This window comes from Pseudomonas sp. AL03, from assembly GCF_029960815.1.
Taxonomy (GTDB): domain Bacteria; phylum Pseudomonadota; class Gammaproteobacteria; order Pseudomonadales; family Pseudomonadaceae; genus Aquipseudomonas.
On sequence record NZ_JASBRE010000004.1, the window covers coordinates 197,189 to 214,836 of the forward strand.

General features: G+C 60.9%; 15 protein-coding genes. 11 read left to right on the plus strand and 4 right to left on the minus strand.

Annotated elements, in window-relative coordinates:
- Positions 1–66 precede the first annotated feature (66 nt).
- The gene (tagH, locus tag QK293_RS06410; protein WP_282376275.1) at positions 67–1,488 is read right to left on the minus strand and encodes a type VI secretion system-associated FHA domain protein TagH; all 1,422 of its coding nucleotides are present in this window, start codon (positions 1,486–1,488) and stop codon (positions 67–69) included.
- A 405-nt stretch (positions 1,489–1,893) separates the two neighbouring features.
- On the opposite strand from tagH, the gene tssA reads away from it, so the two are divergent.
- From tssA to QK293_RS06465, 11 genes are all read left to right on the plus strand, one after another.
- Positions 1,894–2,919 (plus strand): type VI secretion system protein TssA, encoded by a 1,026-nt coding sequence (gene tssA / locus QK293_RS06415; RefSeq protein ID WP_282376277.1) that lies wholly within the window; start codon positions 1,894–1,896, stop codon positions 2,917–2,919.
- A gap of 80 nt (positions 2,920–2,999) precedes the next feature.
- Positions 3,000–3,509: a type VI secretion system contractile sheath small subunit gene (gene tssB, locus QK293_RS06420; protein ID WP_007894500.1), complete on the plus strand. Its 510-nt coding sequence runs from the start codon at positions 3,000–3,002 to the stop codon at positions 3,507–3,509.
- A gap of 15 nt (positions 3,510–3,524) precedes the next feature.
- Positions 3,525–5,018 (plus strand): type VI secretion system contractile sheath large subunit, encoded by a 1,494-nt coding sequence (gene tssC, locus QK293_RS06425; protein WP_282376283.1) that lies wholly within the window; start codon positions 3,525–3,527, stop codon positions 5,016–5,018.
- Positions 5,019–5,125: 107 nt separating this feature from the next.
- Positions 5,126–5,614, plus strand: coding sequence for a type VI secretion system tube protein Hcp (locus tag QK293_RS06430; protein ID WP_282376284.1), 489 nt, complete (start codon positions 5,126–5,128; stop codon positions 5,612–5,614).
- A 65-nt stretch (positions 5,615–5,679) separates the two neighbouring features.
- Positions 5,680–6,138, plus strand: coding sequence for a T6SS effector amidase Tae4 family protein (locus QK293_RS06435; protein WP_282376285.1), 459 nt, complete (start codon positions 5,680–5,682; stop codon positions 6,136–6,138).
- A 439-nt stretch (positions 6,139–6,577) separates the two neighbouring features.
- Positions 6,578–7,090 (plus strand): type VI secretion system baseplate subunit TssE, encoded by a 513-nt coding sequence (gene tssE / locus QK293_RS06440; protein WP_282376286.1) that lies wholly within the window; start codon positions 6,578–6,580, stop codon positions 7,088–7,090.
- Positions 7,087–8,946, plus strand: a complete 1,860-nt coding sequence (tssF, locus tag QK293_RS06445; protein ID WP_282376287.1) for a type VI secretion system baseplate subunit TssF — start codon at positions 7,087–7,089, stop codon at positions 8,944–8,946. The genes tssE and tssF overlap by 4 nt, the downstream gene beginning before the upstream one ends.
- Positions 8,910–9,962 carry a type VI secretion system baseplate subunit TssG gene (tssG, locus tag QK293_RS06450; RefSeq protein WP_282376288.1) on the plus strand — a complete coding sequence of 351 codons (1,053 nt, stop codon included), beginning with the start codon at positions 8,910–8,912 and terminating at the stop codon, positions 9,960–9,962. The genes tssF and tssG overlap by 37 nt, the downstream gene beginning before the upstream one ends.
- Positions 9,955–12,633 (plus strand): type VI secretion system ATPase TssH, encoded by a 2,679-nt coding sequence (gene tssH, locus QK293_RS06455; RefSeq protein WP_282376290.1) that lies wholly within the window; start codon positions 9,955–9,957, stop codon positions 12,631–12,633. The genes tssG and tssH overlap by 8 nt, the downstream gene beginning before the upstream one ends.
- A gap of 119 nt (positions 12,634–12,752) precedes the next feature.
- A complete protein-coding gene (locus QK293_RS06460) occupies positions 12,753–14,690 on the plus strand; it encodes a type VI secretion system tip protein VgrG (protein WP_282376292.1) in 1,938 nt (645 codons plus the stop codon).
- A gap of 18 nt (positions 14,691–14,708) precedes the next feature.
- Positions 14,709–15,143 carry a DcrB-related protein gene (locus QK293_RS06465; RefSeq protein WP_282376294.1) on the plus strand — a complete coding sequence of 145 codons (435 nt, stop codon included), beginning with the start codon at positions 14,709–14,711 and terminating at the stop codon, positions 15,141–15,143.
- Positions 15,144–15,240: 97 nt separating this feature from the next.
- Here QK293_RS06465 and QK293_RS06470 read toward each other — a convergent pair whose 3' ends face one another.
- From QK293_RS06470 to QK293_RS06480, 3 genes are read right to left on the minus strand one after another with little or no spacing between them, the layout of a single operon-like run.
- Positions 15,241–15,774: a hypothetical protein gene (locus QK293_RS06470; protein WP_282376296.1), complete on the minus strand. Its 534-nt coding sequence runs from the start codon at positions 15,772–15,774 to the stop codon at positions 15,241–15,243.
- Positions 15,771–17,066 (minus strand): PAAR domain-containing protein, encoded by a 1,296-nt coding sequence (locus QK293_RS06475; protein WP_282376298.1) that lies wholly within the window; start codon positions 17,064–17,066, stop codon positions 15,771–15,773. The genes QK293_RS06470 and QK293_RS06475 overlap by 4 nt, the downstream gene beginning before the upstream one ends.
- A 27-nt stretch (positions 17,067–17,093) precedes the next feature.
- On the minus strand, positions 17,094–17,528 hold the full coding sequence (locus tag QK293_RS06480) for a DcrB-related protein (RefSeq protein WP_282376300.1): 435 nt from the start codon (positions 17,526–17,528) through the stop codon (positions 17,094–17,096).
- Positions 17,529–17,648: the final 120 nt, after the last annotated feature.

A 17,648-nucleotide genomic window follows, 5' to 3' on the forward strand; every position in this document is an offset into this window, starting at 1 on the left:
GTCCTCAATGACGTTCAGCTATCCGTTGTTCCGTTCGTTGCTATGAATGGCGTTATGAGGCGGCGCTCAGCCGCGGCACTGCCTTGTACTGTGCTCTTCGTAGGCGCGGCTGAACTCCCGACCGAACAGGTCCTGGAAATCCTCTTGGGCCTCACGGGAAATATTGCTGTAGAGCTCGGTGAACTGCTGCCAGTACTGGGCCTGTCGCGAGCCATTGAAAATGCTCGACAGGCCACCGGGCTTGCCCATGCGCTCTTCCAGTTGTGCCGGCTCGAAGCGCGCCAGCAGGTGCTTGATCGCCGCTTCCACACCGGCCATCACTGCCAATTGGTGGGCACGCAAGTCATCGAAGCTGTCGCGCACCGCCAGGTCCGGCGCCATGAACGCCTGATTGCTGTGGCGCAACAGCAACAGCAAGGCTTCATCGACGTTGGGAGCGAATTTCAGCGGGTTGTTTTCCACCGGTTGAATCATCGTCTGCTGAATGCGGAACTCGCCCTTGAGGCTGCTGCGGGCGCGCAAGACATCGATCAAGCCTTCGACCATCAGCCGATAACTGCGGCCGATGCTTTCCATTTGCGCTTCGGCCTGGGCCTTGTCCAGGCGCAACTGATCAAGCCCGGCGCCGCGCAGGAAGGCTTGCAACAGGTCGGGTTGAGCACTGTCGGCCGGGCTGACCGGATTGACCGGGCGTTCGACGATCGCCACGGGCGGCTCGCAAAGGGGTGCCGGCTCGATCGGTACGCTGATGTGAGGCACGGGTGGCTGCGTAACCTCTGCAACAGGCAAGGGGGCGACAGGCCGCGGGGCAACCGCCACCGGCGCAGGCTTGTCGCTGAACAGGTCCCAATCTTCCGGAATCACCGGGGCCGACGCTAACGGTACAGGCACAGCCATGGGCGTTGGGTCGGGGATCGGGGTCGGTGGGCGGAAGTCGTGCTGCTCGGCCGGGACATGGTCGGGCTGGGTGGCCGAAGGGACGCTGGCCGGTGCCAGAAAGTCGAACAGGTCCGGCAGAGTGTCCATGGCCGACACGCCCTGGAAATGTGCAGGGGGTGTCATGGGCAACGACGTCGGCGTATTCGCCACGGCGCCCTGGCGCCCCATCAGGGCCTCGAAGCTGTTGGACGAATCGGCGAAAGGGTTGCTGTCAGTCACCGGCAGACTGAAATCGATGCGCACCTGGATTTCATAATCACCGATGCGGATAACTTCGCCATCCTGCAATGGCTCGCTGTTTCCCTTGCGCAGACGAATGCCGGCCTTGACCAATTCCACACCATTAGTGCTGTTATCGGTTAAGTAGTAGCGGCCATCTTTGTATTGAATAACGCAATGTTTGCCGGAAATAAGGCGCTCAGGGTCAGGCAATACCCAGTCGTTATCAGAATTGCGGCCAATTGCCATCACGCCCTGATCCATGGATTTTTCAGAGCACTGACCTGGGGTAATCTTGTGATAACTAGTGATAGTCAAACACAGCGACATCTTGCCTCCTTGCTGAACACTTTGCGCGCGGGCGAGTGAGGGGGCCTACGCCCGAGCGACTCGCCAACAAACCTTGCAAACAACCTCTAAAACGGCTTTTTACTAGCATGATTGCTGATCTTAACCGGCTTTCGTGACAAAAAACCTGCACCAGTGCCTGCCTCGACCCACCGGTCGCGCGGGTTGTTAAGCACCTCACATCTGTCACACAGAGGAAATAGCTTACCTTGACAAGCCACAAGTACTACACCAAAAATGCACAACTTCTTGAATATGGGCGATGGCACTTCAAGATCACTGCGCCTCAAAAGAGCAATGACCGTCAAGGAAACATGTGAAGTTCCATCCGGAACTAGTGTGTGAAATGCCCGACTCTGTCAGCGGGCGATAGGGAGATCAAATTCAGTGGAAGTAACTTCGCTGCTCGCCGCCGTTTCCGAGACTTCGCCTTGCGGTGAAGATCTGGAATATGACCAGGCTTTTTTGCGCCTGGAACGCGATTCCCGCGGCCAGCCCGAGCGCAGCATGGGCGATTCGATATTGCCTGCCGAACCCCCTGAATGGCGCAGCATTCAGCAGCAAAGCCTGGATTTGTTGCAACGCAGCAAAGACCTGCGCATCACCCATTTCCTTTTGCAAAGTTCCCTTGCCCTTGAAGGCGTCACGGGCCTGGCCCGCGCCCTGACGCTGATCAGCGAATTGCTCAAGCAATACTGGACCGACCTGCATCCGCGCCTGGATGCCGATGACGACAACGATCCTACCGTGCGCATCAATGCCCTCGCCGGCCTGACGTCGGACACCACCGTTCGCCTGCTGCGCGAAAGCATCCTGGCCCGCTCGCGGACCTTTGGCCCTGTCAGCCTGCGCGCCGCCGCCAATGCCAGCGGCCTGCAAAGCTTCCCTGACGAAAACCTCGGCGCCGAGCAGCTCGCCGGGGCGTTCCTCGACAGCGATCCCGAGCAACTGGAAATCACCCGCGCAGCCTTGCACGAGGCCCGCAGCGCCGCCGAGGCCATCGAGCAACAGGTCAGCGAACACGTCGGCTCCGCCCAGGGCGTTGACCTTGGCCCGTTAAAGCAGCCGCTCAAAATGGCCCTGCAGATCCTCGGTCAGTTCGCCCCGCAGAGCGGCGACAGCCCCCTGCCCGATGCCATCAGCGACGACAGCGCCACGCCGGTTGAATACGCCACCGCACCGAGCGCACCGCGCAGTACCGGCACTGGCGAAATCAACAACCGCGACGACGTGCTACGCAGCCTGGACCGGATTCTTGCGTTCTACGCCCGTCAAGAGCCTTCCAGCCCGCTGCCGGTGCTGTTGAACCGGGCAAAGAATCTGGTGCACGCCGACTTTGCGGCCATCGTGCGCAACCTGATTCCCGATGGCATGAGCCAATTTGAAAACCTGCGCGGACCAGACAGCGAATAAAAGCGAACGGATCACGCAGTCACGTCACCGGTACCACCGATGACGCCAACACCGTCGCTTGAGCGACCAGGAGCAGCAACGTGGCGAAGCAAAGTTCTCAGAAATTCATCGCGCGCAACCGCGCGCCTCGAGTGCAGATCGAGTACGACGTCGAGCTCTACGGCGCCGAGAAAAAGGTCCAGTTGCCCTTCGTAATGGGGGTTATGGCTGACCTCGCCGGCAAGCCGGCCGAGCCTCTGGCCCCTGTGGCCGATCGCAAGTTCCTTGAAGTGGACGTCGACAACTTCGACTCGCGCCTCAAGGCCATGCAGCCACGCGTCGCGTTCCACGTGCCCAACGAGCTGACCGGCGAAGGCAACCTGAGCCTGGACATCACCTTTGAAAGCATGGACGACTTCAGCCCCGCCGCCGTGGCGCGCAAGGTCGACTCGCTGAACAAGCTGCTCGAAGCGCGCACCCAACTGGCCAACCTGCTGACCTACATGGACGGCAAGACCGGCGCCGAAGAAATCATCATGAAGGCCATCAAGGACCCGGCGCTGCTCCAGGCGCTTGCCAGTGCGCCGAAGCCAGCCGAGCCTCAGGCTTAATCAGGACGAATGATCATGACCGATTCAGTACGTGCAGACGCTCAGACACTGGGCACCACCGAAGAAGCCAGCGAGTTCGCCTCCCTGCTGCTACAAGAATTCAAACCCAAGACCGACCGCGCTCGCGAAGCCGTCGAGACCGCCGTGCGCACCCTGGCCGAACAGGCCCTGGCGCAGACCGACCTGGTGTCCAACGACGCGATCAAGTCGATCGAGTCGATCATTGCCGCCATCGACGCCAAACTCACCGCTCAGGTCAATCAGGTCATCCATCACCCGGACTTCCAACAACTGGAAAGCGCCTGGCGTGGCCTGCACTACTTGGTCAACAACACCGAGAGCGACGAGCAGCTCAAGATCCGCGTGCTCAACATCTCCAAGACCGACCTGCACAAGACCCTGAAGAAATTCAAGGGCACCGCGTGGGACCAGAGCCCGATCTTCAAGAAGATGTACGAGGAAGAATACGGCCAGTTCGGCGGCGAACCTTACGGTTGCCTCGTGGGCGATTACTACTTCGACCAGTCGCCGCCGGATGTTGAGTTGCTGGGCGAGTTGTCGAAAGTCTGCGCCGCCATGCACTCGCCGTTCATCGCCGCCGCCTCGCCGACCGTGATGGGCATGGGCTCGTGGCAGGAACTGTCGAACCCGCGCGACCTGACCAAGATCTTCACCACCCCGGAATACGCCGGCTGGCGCTCGCTGCGTGAATCGGAAGACTCGCGCTATATCGGCCTGACCATGCCGCGCTTCCTGGCGCGCCTGCCCTACGGCGCCAAGACCGACCCGGTGGAAGCCTTCGCCTTCGAAGAAAACACCGACGGCGCCGACAGCTCCAAGTACACCTGGGCCAACGCCGCTTACGCGATGGCGGTGAACATCAACCGCTCGTTCAAACACTTCGGCTGGTGCTCGCGCATTCGTGGCGTGGAATCTGGCGGCGAAGTGGAAAACCTGCCGGCTCACACCTTCCCGACCGATGACGGCGGCGTAGACATGAAGTGCCCTACCGAAATCGCCATTTCGGACCGCCGTGAAGCGGAACTGGCGAAGAACGGTTTCATGCCGCTGCTGCACAAGAAAAACACTGACTTCGCCGCCTTCATCGGTGCCCAATCGTTGCAGAAACCGGCCGAGTACGACGACCCGGATGCTACCGCCAACGCCAACCTGGCCGCGCGCCTGCCGTACCTGTTCGCCACTTGCCGTTTCGCCCATTACTTGAAGTGCATCGTGCGCGACAAGATCGGCTCTTTCAAAGAGAAGGACGAGATGCAGCGCTGGTTGCAGGACTGGATCCTCAACTACGTCGACGGTGACCCGGCGCACTCCACCGAAACCACCAAGGCCCAGCACCCATTGGCTGCGGCCGAAGTGATCGTCGAGGACGTGGAAGGCAACCCGGGGTACTACAACTCCAAGTTCTACCTGCGCCCGCACTATCAGCTCGAAGGTCTGACCGTGTCGCTGCGCCTGGTATCCAAGCTGCCTTCGGCCAAGGGCGCGTAAGACTGTCCTTGATCATTCCCATGCTCTGCGTGGGAACGATCAACGTAGAAATTTCGCAAGGTCGGCGTTAACAAAACAATGTGGTAGAGACCACACAGGGAGAAAACATGGCTGTTGATATTTTCATCAAGATCGGCGACATCAAGGGCGAGTCGATGGACAAGGCCCACAAGGATGAAATCGACGTCTTGAACTGGAGCTGGGGCATGTCCCAGTCCGGCAATATGCACGTTGGTGGTGGCGGTGGCGCGGGCAAGGTGAATGTCCAGGACCTGTCACTGACCAAGTATGTCGACAAGGCCTCGCCGAACCTGATGATGCACTGCGCCGCCGGCAAGCACGTCGACAAGGTCAAACTGACCGTGCGCAAGGCCGGCGGCGAAAGCCAGGTCGAGTACATGATCATCAACCTGGAAGAAGTTCTGATCACCTCCCTGAGCACCGGTGGCTCGGGTAGCGATGATCGCCTGACCGAAAACGTCACCCTGAACTTCGCCAAGGTGCTGGTGGACTACCAGCCGCAGAAAGCCGACGGCACCAAGGACGGCGGGCCGATCAAGTTTGGCTGGAACATCCGTCAGAACGTCAAGGCGTAATCGAAGATGCCCCCGGCGTTATGCGTCGGGGGGGTTTCCAATCCTTTCCCTTCGGTGTCTGAATCATGGCCAAGCCTTCGTTTATCAACTTGTGGAAAGCGTATTCCGATCTGCTGGTTACCCATCCTGACGCAAAGCCCTGTGGCGGCCCCTGGGCAAACCAGTGCGCTATCCGTATGAGCATCACGCTCAACGCAGAGCTGACCATCAAGGTCAACAAGTCCACCTACACCGAACCCAAGTGTGCTCATGAGCACGCGCGGGGTGCTGAATCACTGGCAAATTGGCTGTGGAAACATCACTTGGGCCGTCCAACTATTCTCGGGGGTGGCGCAGAAGAACGCCGCAAGCTGATGGACAAAAAAGGCCTTATCTTCTTCAAGGACTGCTTCCAACAACTGGGAGAGTCTTCAGACGGTCGCACCGGCGATCATATCGATCTTTGGAACCGTGGCCTTACCGCTAGCCGGTATGACGACCCTGCCTATCGATCAAGGGCGATCTGGTTCTGGGAGCTCTTATGATCAAGGCTCACTGCGCCGTATTTATTGGCTGCCTGTTATCAAGTCTGACTGCCTGTGCCGGGCAACGAGCCTCATCGGCAACACCCTCCGCAGCTGTGGATCAAGTGGTCTCAATGGGCGGGCAACAGCTAACGCTGGAGAACGACCAACAGCGCTGTGTGTTACGCAAACCAGACCAGACCCTATTGCCACTCGACTTGCCGTGGCCCTGCCAATTCACTGTCGACCGACAAGGCAAATCGTACGTCGAGACCTTCGGCAAGGTCCCCATTGTCATCGTTATTCATCTGGCAACAGACCCTGAGAATAGTCACGAATGTCGCTCCGAGTACCGCGCCATACGTCAGATCAATGGACAGCTCGAGCCTTCAATAATCGCTCGGAATGCCAGTTGCATGCGCGGCGCAGGTGACCAGAAGAATTACACGGGTCTATTTACTTGGTAACCGAAATCGCCACCCGCGATCGCCTGCAACCGTCCCTGCTGGATCGGTTGACCGACGACGACCCGGGCAACCTCAAGGAAAGCGCCGACAAGCGCGTGCTGTCCCTGACCCAATTGAAAGCCTCGGTGCTGCGTGACCTGGCGTGGCTGCTCAACACCACTTCATTGCTCAGCGCCGATGCGACGTTGCACACCCCGGCCGGTACTTCGGTGGTCAACTTCGGGCTGCCAGCCCTGGCTGGCAACAGCGCGTCGAACGTCGATATCGCGGCGCTTGAAGCGCTGATCCACCAGGCCATCGCCACGTTCGAACCGCGGATTCTGCGCAATACCCTGCGCGTGCGAGCTCGGGCATCCGCCGAAATGAACCACAACGCCCTGAGTTTCGAGATTGAAGGCGATCTTTGGGCGCAGCCGGTGCCGCTGCGCCTGATGCTGCAAACCGACCTGGACCTGGAATCCGGCCATGTGCGGGTGATCAACGCCGACCAGCGGAGACGCTCATGAACCCGCGCCTGCTGGAGCTGTACAACCAGGAATTGCTCCACGTGCGCGAAAGCGCGGCGGAGTTCGCCCTGGAATACCCGAAAATCGCCAGTCGGCTGACGTTGTCCGGCATGGACTGCGCCGACCCGTACGTCGAGCGCTTGCTGGAAGGGTTCGCCTACCTGACGGCGCGGGTACAGCTCAAGCTCGACGCCGAATACCCGACCTTCACCCACAACTTGCTGGAAATCGCTTACCCCCATTACCTGGCGCCGACACCGTCGATGACCGTGGTGCAACTGCAGGCCGACCCCGATGAAGGCTCGCTGAGCAGCGGCTTCCCGCTGCCCCGGGACACGGTCCTGCGCGCTGCCCTGGGTCGCGAAACCCAAACCTGCTGCGAGTACCGCACCGCCCACGCGGTGACGTTGTGGCCGCTGCAGGTCAGCCAGGCCGAGTACTTCGGCAACCCGTCCGCCGTGCTCGGGCGCCTGGCCGCCAGTGAACCCAAGGCCAAGGCCGGCCTGCGCCTGACCCTGCGCACCGGTGCCGAACTGCCATTCAACAGCCTGACCCTGGACAACCTGCCGCTGTACCTCAGCGGCGCAGACGAGCAGCCCTTCCGCCTTTACGAACAACTGCTGGGCAACGCCTGCGCCGTGTTCGCTCGTCAACCCGGCAGCGATTGGGTGGAACGCCTGCCGCAGGACGCACTGCGTTCCCTGGGATTCGACGATACCGACGCCGCGCTGCCAGTGGTCTCGCGAGCCTTCCAGGGCTATCGCTTGTTGCAGGAATACTTCGCCCTGCCCCACCGTTTTCTGTTTGTCGACTTCACCCAGTTGAACCGTGCGGTCAAACGCTGCGACGGCCAGGAACTGGAATTGATCGTGCTGTTCGACCGTCACGATCCGAGCCTGGAAGGCAGTGTCGGTGCCGCGCAGTTCCTGCCGTTCTGCACCCCGGCAATCAACTTGTTTCCCAAGCGCCTGGATCGCATCCACTTGTCCGAACGGGTCCATGAACACCATGTGATCGCCGACCGCACCCGGCCGATGGATTTCGAGATTCATTCCCTGACCACCCTCACCGGCCATGGTACCGGGTCAGAGCAGCCTTTTTTGCCGTTCTATGCGGTACGCGATCCGTCTCGCTACGGCCGCGATCAGGCCTGGTACACGGTGCGGCGCGAACCCCGTGTGCTGTCCAGCGGCCAGCGGCGCAACGGCCCGCGCTCGACTTACATCGGCAGCGAAACCTTCGTCAGCCTGGTGGACAGCCAGCAGGCACCCTATCGCCACGACCTGCGCCAACTGGGCGTAACGGCGTTGTGCACCAACCGCGACCTGCCGCTGTTCATGAGCGTGGGCAATAGCAAGACCGACTTCACCCTGGCCGACAGCGCCCCGGTAGCGGCGGTGCGTTGCGTGGCAGGCCCGAGCCGCCCACGCGCCAGCCATGCCCATGACGCCAAGGCCTGGCGGTTGATCAGCCAGCTTTCGCTGAACTACCTGTCCCTCAGCGAGCAAGGCCAGGGCGCCGCCGCCCTGCGCGAACTGCTGCGCCTGTACGGCGACAGCAACGATACGGCGCTGCAATTGCAGATCGAAGGCCTGCGCGAAGTCAGCAGCAAGGCCTGCACCCGACGTTTGCCAATGCCGGGCCCGATCGTGTTTGGTCGTGGCCTGGAGATCACTCTGGAATTCGATGAAAACGCGTTTCGCGGCACTGGGGTGTTCTTGCTCGGCGCAGTGTTCGAGCGCTTCCTGGCACGCTACGTGTCGATCAACAGTTTTACCGAGACGGTGATCCGTACCACCGAACGCGGCGAGATCATGCGATGGAAAGCCAAGCCCGGACGCCGTCCGACCCTGTGAGTACCCTGGACGCGATGCACCGGGAGCCTTGGGAATACGACTTCTTCCAGGCGTTGCGGCGCATTGAGTGCGAATCGCCTGAGCTGCCGCGCCTGGGCCATTCGTTGCGCCTGGCCGATGATCCCCTGCGCCTTGGGCAACAGGCCGATTGCACCTTCGCCCCGGCGACCCTGGCCTCGGTACAGCCAGGCATCGACGGTTCGCCGGCGCGCCTGGAGCAGTTCTTTTTCGGCCTCGGCGGCCCTAACGGCCCGTTACCGCTGCACATCACTGAGTATGTACGCGAACGCCAGCGCAACAACGCCGACAGCACCAGCAAACGCTTCCTGGATGTGTTCCACCATCGCCTGCTGAGCCTGTTTTACCGGGCCTGGGCCGAAGCGCGGCCGACGGTCAGCCATGATCGCCCGGACGATGACTACTGGTCGGCACGCCTGGCAGCACTGAGCGGCCGGGGCATGCCGAGCCTGCTCAAACAAGGGCTGATTCCCGACACGGCGAAGCTGCATTACAGCGGTCATCTGTCGGCACAAACCCGCTACCCGGACGGTTTGAAGGCCATTCTCAGCGAATACTTCGGCCTGCCGGTGGAGATCGAAGAGTACGTCGGCCAATGGCTGGAGCTGCCGGAACGCAGCCGCGTGGGCGTCAGCGCCCATCAATTGGGCATGGATTTTTGCCTGGGTCGTTACGTCTGGGATCGGCAGCACAAATTCCGCATTCGCCTGGGGCCACTCAAGCTGGATGACTACATGGGCATGCTGCCCGGCAGACAACCCTTCAATGAGCTGGTGGCCTGGGTGGCCGAATACCTGGGCCATGAACTGGACTGGGACTTGAACCTGATCCTGGAACAGCCCGAAGTACCGGCGCTGCAACTCAATGGCCGCTTCCGCCTGGGGTTCAATACCTGGCTGGGCCGGCCAGAAACAGATGCCAAGGATTTAATACTGGCCAGGCATTACGCCGAGCAGGCCAACACCTCACAGACCTCAAGGAGCCATGAGCATGGGTGAAATCAGTCGCGCCGCGTTGTTCGGCAAACTCAACAGCGTGGCCTACAAAGCCATCGAAGCCGCCACCGTGTTTTGCAAGTTGCGCGGTAACCCTTATGTGGAACTGGCCCACTGGTTTCATCAGTTGCTGCAATTGCAGGACTCGGACCTGCATCGCATTATCCGCCAGTTCAATATCGAACCGTCACGCCTGGCCCGGGACCTGACCGAAGCCCTGGACCGTTTGCCACGGGGCTCGACTTCAATCACTGACTTGTCCTCCCATGTGGAAGAAGCCGTGGAACGTGGCTGGGTCTACGGCAGCCTGATGTTCGGCGAAAGCCAGGTGCGAACCGGTTACCTGGTGCTGGGCATCCTCAAGACGCCGAGCCTGCGCCACGGGCTACTCGGGCTGTCGGCAGAGTTTGACAAGATCAAGGTCGAGGCCCTGAGCGAGCGGTTCGACGAATACGTCGGCGACTCGCCGGAAAATGCGCTCAGCGCCAGCGATGGTTTCAACGCAGGCAGCGTGCCCGGTGAAGCCAGCGGCGCCATGGCCCCAAGCGCCATGGGCAAGCAGGAAGCGCTCAAGCGTTTTACCGTCGACCTCACCGAGCAGGCCCGCAGCGGCAAGCTTGACCCGATTGTCGGCCGTGACGAAGAAATCCGCCAACTGGTGGACATCCTCATGCGTCGTCGGCAGAACAACCCGATTCTGACCGGTGAAGCCGGCGTCGGTAAAACCGCCGTGGTCGAAGGTTTTGCCCTGCGCATCGTCGCCGGTGACGTGCCGCCAGCGCTCAAGGATGTGGAACTGCGTAGCCTCGATGTCGGCCTGTTGCAGGCCGGCGCAAGCATGAAAGGTGAATTCGAACAGCGCCTGCGCCAGGTCATCGAAGACGTCCAGGCCTCGCCAAAACCGATCATCCTGTTTATCGACGAAGCCCACACGCTGGTAGGTGCCGGTGGCGCCGCCGGTACCGGGGACGCGGCCAACCTGCTCAAGCCGGCCCTGGCCCGGGGCACCCTGCGCACCGTGGCCGCCACCACTTGGGCCGAGTACAAGAAGCATATCGAAAAAGACCCGGCCCTGACCCGCCGCTTCCAGGTGGTGCAAGTGGCCGAGCCGTCGGAAGACAAGGCGTTGCTGATGATGCGCGGCGTGGCCTCGACGATGGAAAAACACCATCAGGTGCAGATCCTCGACGAAGCCCTGGAAGCGTCGGTCAAGCTGTCTCACCGCTACATCCCGGCGCGCCAGTTGCCGGACAAATCCGTGAGCCTGCTGGACACCGCCTGCGCCCGGGTCGCCATCAGCCTGCACGCCGTGCCGGCCGAAGTGGACGACAGCCGTCGCCGCATTGAGGCGTTGGAAACCGAGCTGCAAATCATCGCCCGCGAGCACGCCATCGGCATCGTCATCGGCGCCCGCCAGAGCAACAGCGAAAACCTGCTGGCCGCCGAGCGCGAACGCCTGGCCGAACTCGAAAGCCGCTGGGCCGAAGAGAAAACCCTGGTGGACGAACTGCTCGCCACCCGCGCCATCCTGCGTGAAAGCGTCGGTGTCGTGGACAGCGATGTCGGCAGCGAAGACAGCCACGCCCTGCGCGAGAAACTGGTGGACCTGCAACAGCGCCTCAGCGCCCTGCAAGGCGAAACCCCGTTGATCCTGCCGACCGTGGATTACCAGGCCGTGGCCTCGGTGGTCGCCGACTGGACCGGCATTCCGGTGGGCCGCATGGCCCGTAACGAACTGGAAACCGTGCTCAACCTCGACCAGCACCTGAAGAAACGCATCATCGGCCAGGACCACGCCTTGCAGATGATCGCCAAGCGCATCCAGACCTCCCGCGCCGGCCTCGACAACCCGAGCAAACCGATTGGCGTGTTCATGCTCGCCGGTACCTCCGGCGTGGGCAAGACCGAAACCGCCCTGGCGCTGGCCGAAGCCCTGTATGGCGGCGAGCAGAACGTCATCACCATCAACATGAGCGAATTCCAGGAAGCCCACACCGTGTCCACGCTCAAGGGCGCGCCACCGGGCTACATCGGCTATGGCGAAGGCGGCGTGCTGACCGAAGCCGTGCGGCGAAAACCCTACAGCGTGGTGCTGCTGGACGAGGTGGAAAAAGCCCACCCGGACGTGCACGAGATCTTCTTCCAGGTCTTCGACAAAGGCGTGATGGAGGACGGCGAAGGCCGGGTGATCGACTTCAAGAACACCTTGATTCTGCTGACCACCAACGCGGGCACCGAGCTGATTGCCCGGGTCTGCAAAGACCCGCAAAACGTGCCCGAGCCCGAAGAAATTGCCAAGGCCCTGCGCCAGCCGCTGCTGGAGATTTTCCCGCCGGCATTGCTGGGCCGCCTGGTGACCATTCCGTACTACCCGCTCAGCGACGAGATGCTCAAGGCCATTACCCGCCTGCAACTCAACCGCATCAAGAAGCGCGTGGAGAACACCCACAAAGTGGCGTTCGATTACGACGACGCGGTGATCGACCTGATCGTCTCCCGTTGCACCGAAACCGAAAGTGGTGGGCGGATGATCGACACCCTCCTGACCAACAGCCTGCTGCCGGACATGAGCCGCGAGTTCCTCACCCGCATGCTCGAAGGCAAAGCGCTGGCAGGTGTGCGGATCAGCGCCCGGGATAACGAATTGCACTACGACTTCAGCGACGCCGCCTAAGCGGCGAACCCCTCTGTAGGAACTGCCGAAGGCTGCGATCTCTTGATCTTTTAAAATCAAAAGATCGCAGCCTTCGGCAGCTCCTACGGAAGGAATCCAGCAGTAACAAGGGATACCTGATGCTATTCAAGCAACTCTCACGCCTGGCAAAAATCACCAGCCCCCTAGGGCCGGATGTGCTGTTGCTCCAGGACATGGGCGGCGGCGAAGAGCTGGGGCGGCTGTTCAACTATGAGTTGCAGCTGCACTCGCTGGACAACGCCATCGACCTCAACCAGTTGCTCGGCAAACCCATGTGCCTGAGCCTGCAGCTGGACGGTGGTGGCGAGCGTCATTTCCATGGCATCGTTGCCCGTTGCAGCCAGAACGTCGACCAGGGCCAGTTCGCCAGCTACCAGGCCACGCTACGGCCCTGGCTATGGCTGTTGACCCGCACCTCCGATTGCCGGATTTTCCAGAACCAGACCATCCCGCAGATCATCAAGCAGGTTTTTCGCGACCTGGGTTTTTCCGATTTCGAAGATGCCCTGAGCCGGCCCTATCGCGAGTGGGAATACTGCGTGCAGTATCGCGAAACCAGCTTCGATTTCGTCAGCCGCCTGATGGAGCAGGAAGGGATCTACTACTTCTTCCGCCATGAACAGGGGCGTCATGTGCTGGTGCTGGCCGATGCCTACGGCGCCCACACCAGCGCGCCCGGCTATACCTCGGTGCCCTACTACCCCAAGAATGAGCAGCAGCGCGAACGCGATCACATCCACGACTGGCACCTGGCCCAGCAAGTCCAGCCGGGCTCGCTGGAACTCAACGACTATGACTTCCAGCGCCCCAGCGCGCGCATCGACGTGCGCTCGGCCATGCCCCGTCCGCACACCGCCGGCGATTATCCGCTGTACGACTACCCCGGCACTTATGTGCAAAGCGAAGACGGCGAACACTATGCTCGCACCCGCATCGAAGCCTTGCAGACCCTGCACGAACAGGTCGAGTTCGCCGGCAACGCCCGGGGCCTGGGCTCGGGTCATTTGTTCAGCCTCACCGGCTTCAGCCGCCAGGACCAGAACCGCGAATACCTGATCGTCGGCGCCCGCTACCACATCGCCCAGGAAAGCCTGGAAACCAGCGGTGGCGCGCCTTCAGCGCAGTTCGAAAGCAGCCTGACCTGCATCGACGCCCAACAAAGCTACCGCCCGCTGCCCAACACCCACCGCCCCATCGTCAAAGGCCCGCAGACCGCACTGGTGGTTGGCCCCAAGGGCGAGGAAATCTGGACCGATCAGTTTGGCCGGGTGAAGGTGCATTTCTATTGGGACCGCCACGACCAATCCAACGAAAACAGTTCGTGCTGGATTCGCGTGTCGCAATCCTGGGCCGGTAAAAACTGGGGCTCGATGCAGATCCCACGGATCGGCCAGGAAGTGATCGTCAGCTTCCTCGAAGGCGACCCGGACCGGCCGATCATCACCGGCCGCGTCTACAACGCCGAACAGACCGTGCCCTACGACTTGCCCGAAAACGCCACCCAGAGCGGCATGAAAAGCCGATCAAGCAAGGGCGGCACGCCGGCAAATTTCAATGAAATTCGCATGGAAGACAAAAAAGGCGTCGAGCAGCTGTACATCCATGCCGAGCGCAATCAGGACATCGTGGTCGAGGTGGATGAAAGCCACTCGGTGGGCCACGACCGCAACAAGAGCATCGGGCATGACGAGACGGTCACCATCGGCAACAACCGCCTGCGCATCGTCAAACAAGAAGACATTCTTTCGGTGGGCCAGCGCAAGACCGACAGCATCAGCCAGAGCTACGTCATTGAAGTGGGTGAGAACCTGCGGCTGGTCTGTGGTGAAAGCATCCTGGAGCTCAATGCCAGCGGCCAGATCAACCTGACCGGCGTGCAAATCAGCTTCTATGCCAGCGGTGATGCCGAGTTCAACACCGGCGGCGTGCTGCACCTGAACAACGGCGGCGGCGCTGGCGCCACGCCTGACGGCCAGGGCGTCAAGGCCAGCATCGACGCCAACATCAATGCCGCGTTTCCCAAGCCCAAGGGCTAATCACGAGGTCTGTGTTCCATGACTTACCGAATCAATGAATTCCAGTTCCAGCTGCCGGCAAGCGAGTTGCTGGACGCGACGATCAACATCCTCAAGTTCCCCGAACTGGGCACTTCGCTGATTGTCAGCCGCAGCTTGCTGGCCGAGGGCGAAACCCTGCAAAGCAACTTCGACGACCAGCTCAAGCGCCTGGAAAAACAAGTGCAAGACTTGCGTTTTCAACCGGGCGTCGCCGTGCGCCTGGGCGCCAGTCAGGAAGTCGAAGGCATCGAGTTATGCAGCCAGTTCAACAAGGGCAACGACAAAGTCTTCCAATACCAGTTGGCACTGGTGTTGCCCGGCACCCGCAAAATGCTCGCCCTGAGCTACGTGAAGGCCGAAAAACTCGGCGATGCCGAAGCCGCGCATTGGGCGACCATCAAGCGTTCGCTGTTGTTCGACGTTCCGGCCTGACAGCCACCGCCAATCTCTGTGGGAGCGAGCTTGCTCCGGGCGGCGATCCGACGATGGCGGTGGGTCAGCTTTCTCGATGTCGAAGGAGTTCGCCCCATCAGATATTGGCAGGCACAAAATCCGGCCCACCCAATGTGTCCCGCACCATCACCGCCGAGCGCATCAACGGCGTCCACATACCATCCGGGCTGTTCCACGCCGCGCCTGCCCAACGGGTGTCGGCGACCAACTTGGCCTTGTGGCTTTCCAACTGGCGCTTGAGCGCCACGGCGACACTGCCCATATCCACGTCAAACAAATCGCCATAGGGTCCTTGCGGCTGCTTGCGCTGTTTGTCCTGGCAAAAGCGGTAATACCAAACCCAGTCGTGAGCGATGTAGATCGCTCGCGTGCGGTCTGGATAAGTCGCCAGCATCGTCAGCAAGGCCGACACGAAACGCATGGGGAAACTCGCGTCGTGGGTCTGGCGCCAATACGGCATGATCAACTGGTCGAACGCCGCCACTACGTTCTGTGGTTCGTCGTTTTCGTTCTTGGCTTCGAGAAAGTAGAACGGCTCACCCACCAGAAATTTGTCCAGTTCATCATTGGCCAGTGCCAACAGCAGCACGTTGTCTTGCGGGTTGCTCATTGGATTCTCACTACGTCTCGGGTCGTCATCAGCGCATTGATGTCGTTACCGTGGGAGATGGGTACGTTGTCCAGCACCGCTTCGCGCATGCCGCCGGGATGGGTCAGGCCGCCCGGTCGCCAGAGCGAGTTCACACCACCTTCGTTACCGGTAGGCATCAGCACCTTGGGGTTGTCCAGGTTCATCATGTAGATGTCCTTGCCAACCAGCGATCCCGGATCGTACCCCAAGGCCGACTCCAGTACCGAAACGTCGCCGGTTTTCTTGTACTCGCCGACCACAGTGTTCAGGTCGGATTTTGCCATGACGAACTTGTTCGGATTGAACGAGCCATACTTGGGGTTTGCGATGTCGTCGGAGGTGAAGAGGAAACTGCCGCCCTCGTCTTCGAAAGTCTTGAGGTGTTTGTCAACATACGGGCCTTCGAGATAGTCGCTCGGCGGCGGCCGACTGCCCTTGGGAATCGCCATGATATCGGCTTCGGTCATACCCGGTTTGTAGGCCGCCACACGGGGTTTCGGTGCTGCACCGAGACGAGCCATTTTCGGCCCCAGCCCCAACAGCGCCATACCGGCGATACCTTGAAGCAGGTCGCGATAGCCCGGTCCAAGACGGTCGCCCAACTCGCCCAACAGCGCCATGCCGCCCATCATCGCGCCGCCAATCACCACGAACCCGGCTAAAGCCGCCGCGCCTGCCATTGCGGCCAGTACGGCTGCGGCGCCCATGGCGACCAGCCCCAGTGCTTCGAGACCGGTGTGCAGCCAACCTTCGATATCGAGGACAAACGCAACGGAGATCGTTGGCCCGCCGATAAACGTATTGGGGCTGCCGCTCTTGATGTGCGCGCCGCAGACCATCTTGCTCTGCAACCGCGCCGCCGGTTTACCGTTGATGTAGACGCAGGCGCTGCCTTCGGCAATCAGCACCGGAAACGGCCAGACCGGATGATTCAGGGGCAGGCCCGAGCATTCGGCAGCGACGTCGATCCCTGCGCGCATCGCGTTGCGCCGATTAATGTGGACGTTAACGCTGCCCATGATCAACACCCCCGTGGTCGGTTCGGGCAGGTTGAAAAGGGTGTTCAGGCCCTTGATGATCTGGAACATCGACAGGCCGCCCGCCGCAATCGAACCGGCCATGATCGCCAGCGCCACGCCGCCGGTCGCCACGGTGGCCGCAACCACCGCCGCCCCGATCAACGCACCGGCGACGGCGCCCGCCACCATCGCGGCGACACCAAAACCATGGGCTATTTCATCGCCAAGGCGCGCGGCGGCTAGCATATCCATTGCGTTTATTGTCTTCCTGGAAGGTAATCAGGCGATCTGAGGCAGGAGCTTGAGGGTATGCATGGCAACTTTCCATGCCGGCTCGTGATACACGAGATCGTTCGGCGTGGTAGTCAGCGTCGTAATCAACCCCACAGGCTGACGGTCGATGAAAACCTGGCGCAGCATCAGCTCACGCCCTTCGCGCTGCCAGCTGTAATCGAGCAGCACGGCAGCATGGTCGTGGAGAAGGAAGTTCCACCGTTGGATCAGGCTGAATCCGGGCAATTGCTGTTCGGCGCTTGCCAGTTGCCCGTCAACGTAGTCACTGAACAGCGTGTCACCCCGGCTCGGATCGCGACTGATGACGAAACTGGCTTCCTTGGCACCGCCGACGGCGGGCAGCTTGAAGATGTTGATGCTCTGGTCCTGCCAACTGTCAGGTATATCGAGATCAGCTTCTTGAAGGCGATAGAGCGTCATGATACGGATCGTTTTCCAGGCTAGAGGGATGGCTCAATGAGCGGCTGATCTTCAAGCAATAAATGGCAACAATCAAGGCACCTGGACACGCCGTTTTCGAGGCCATGACGCCAGTCTCAC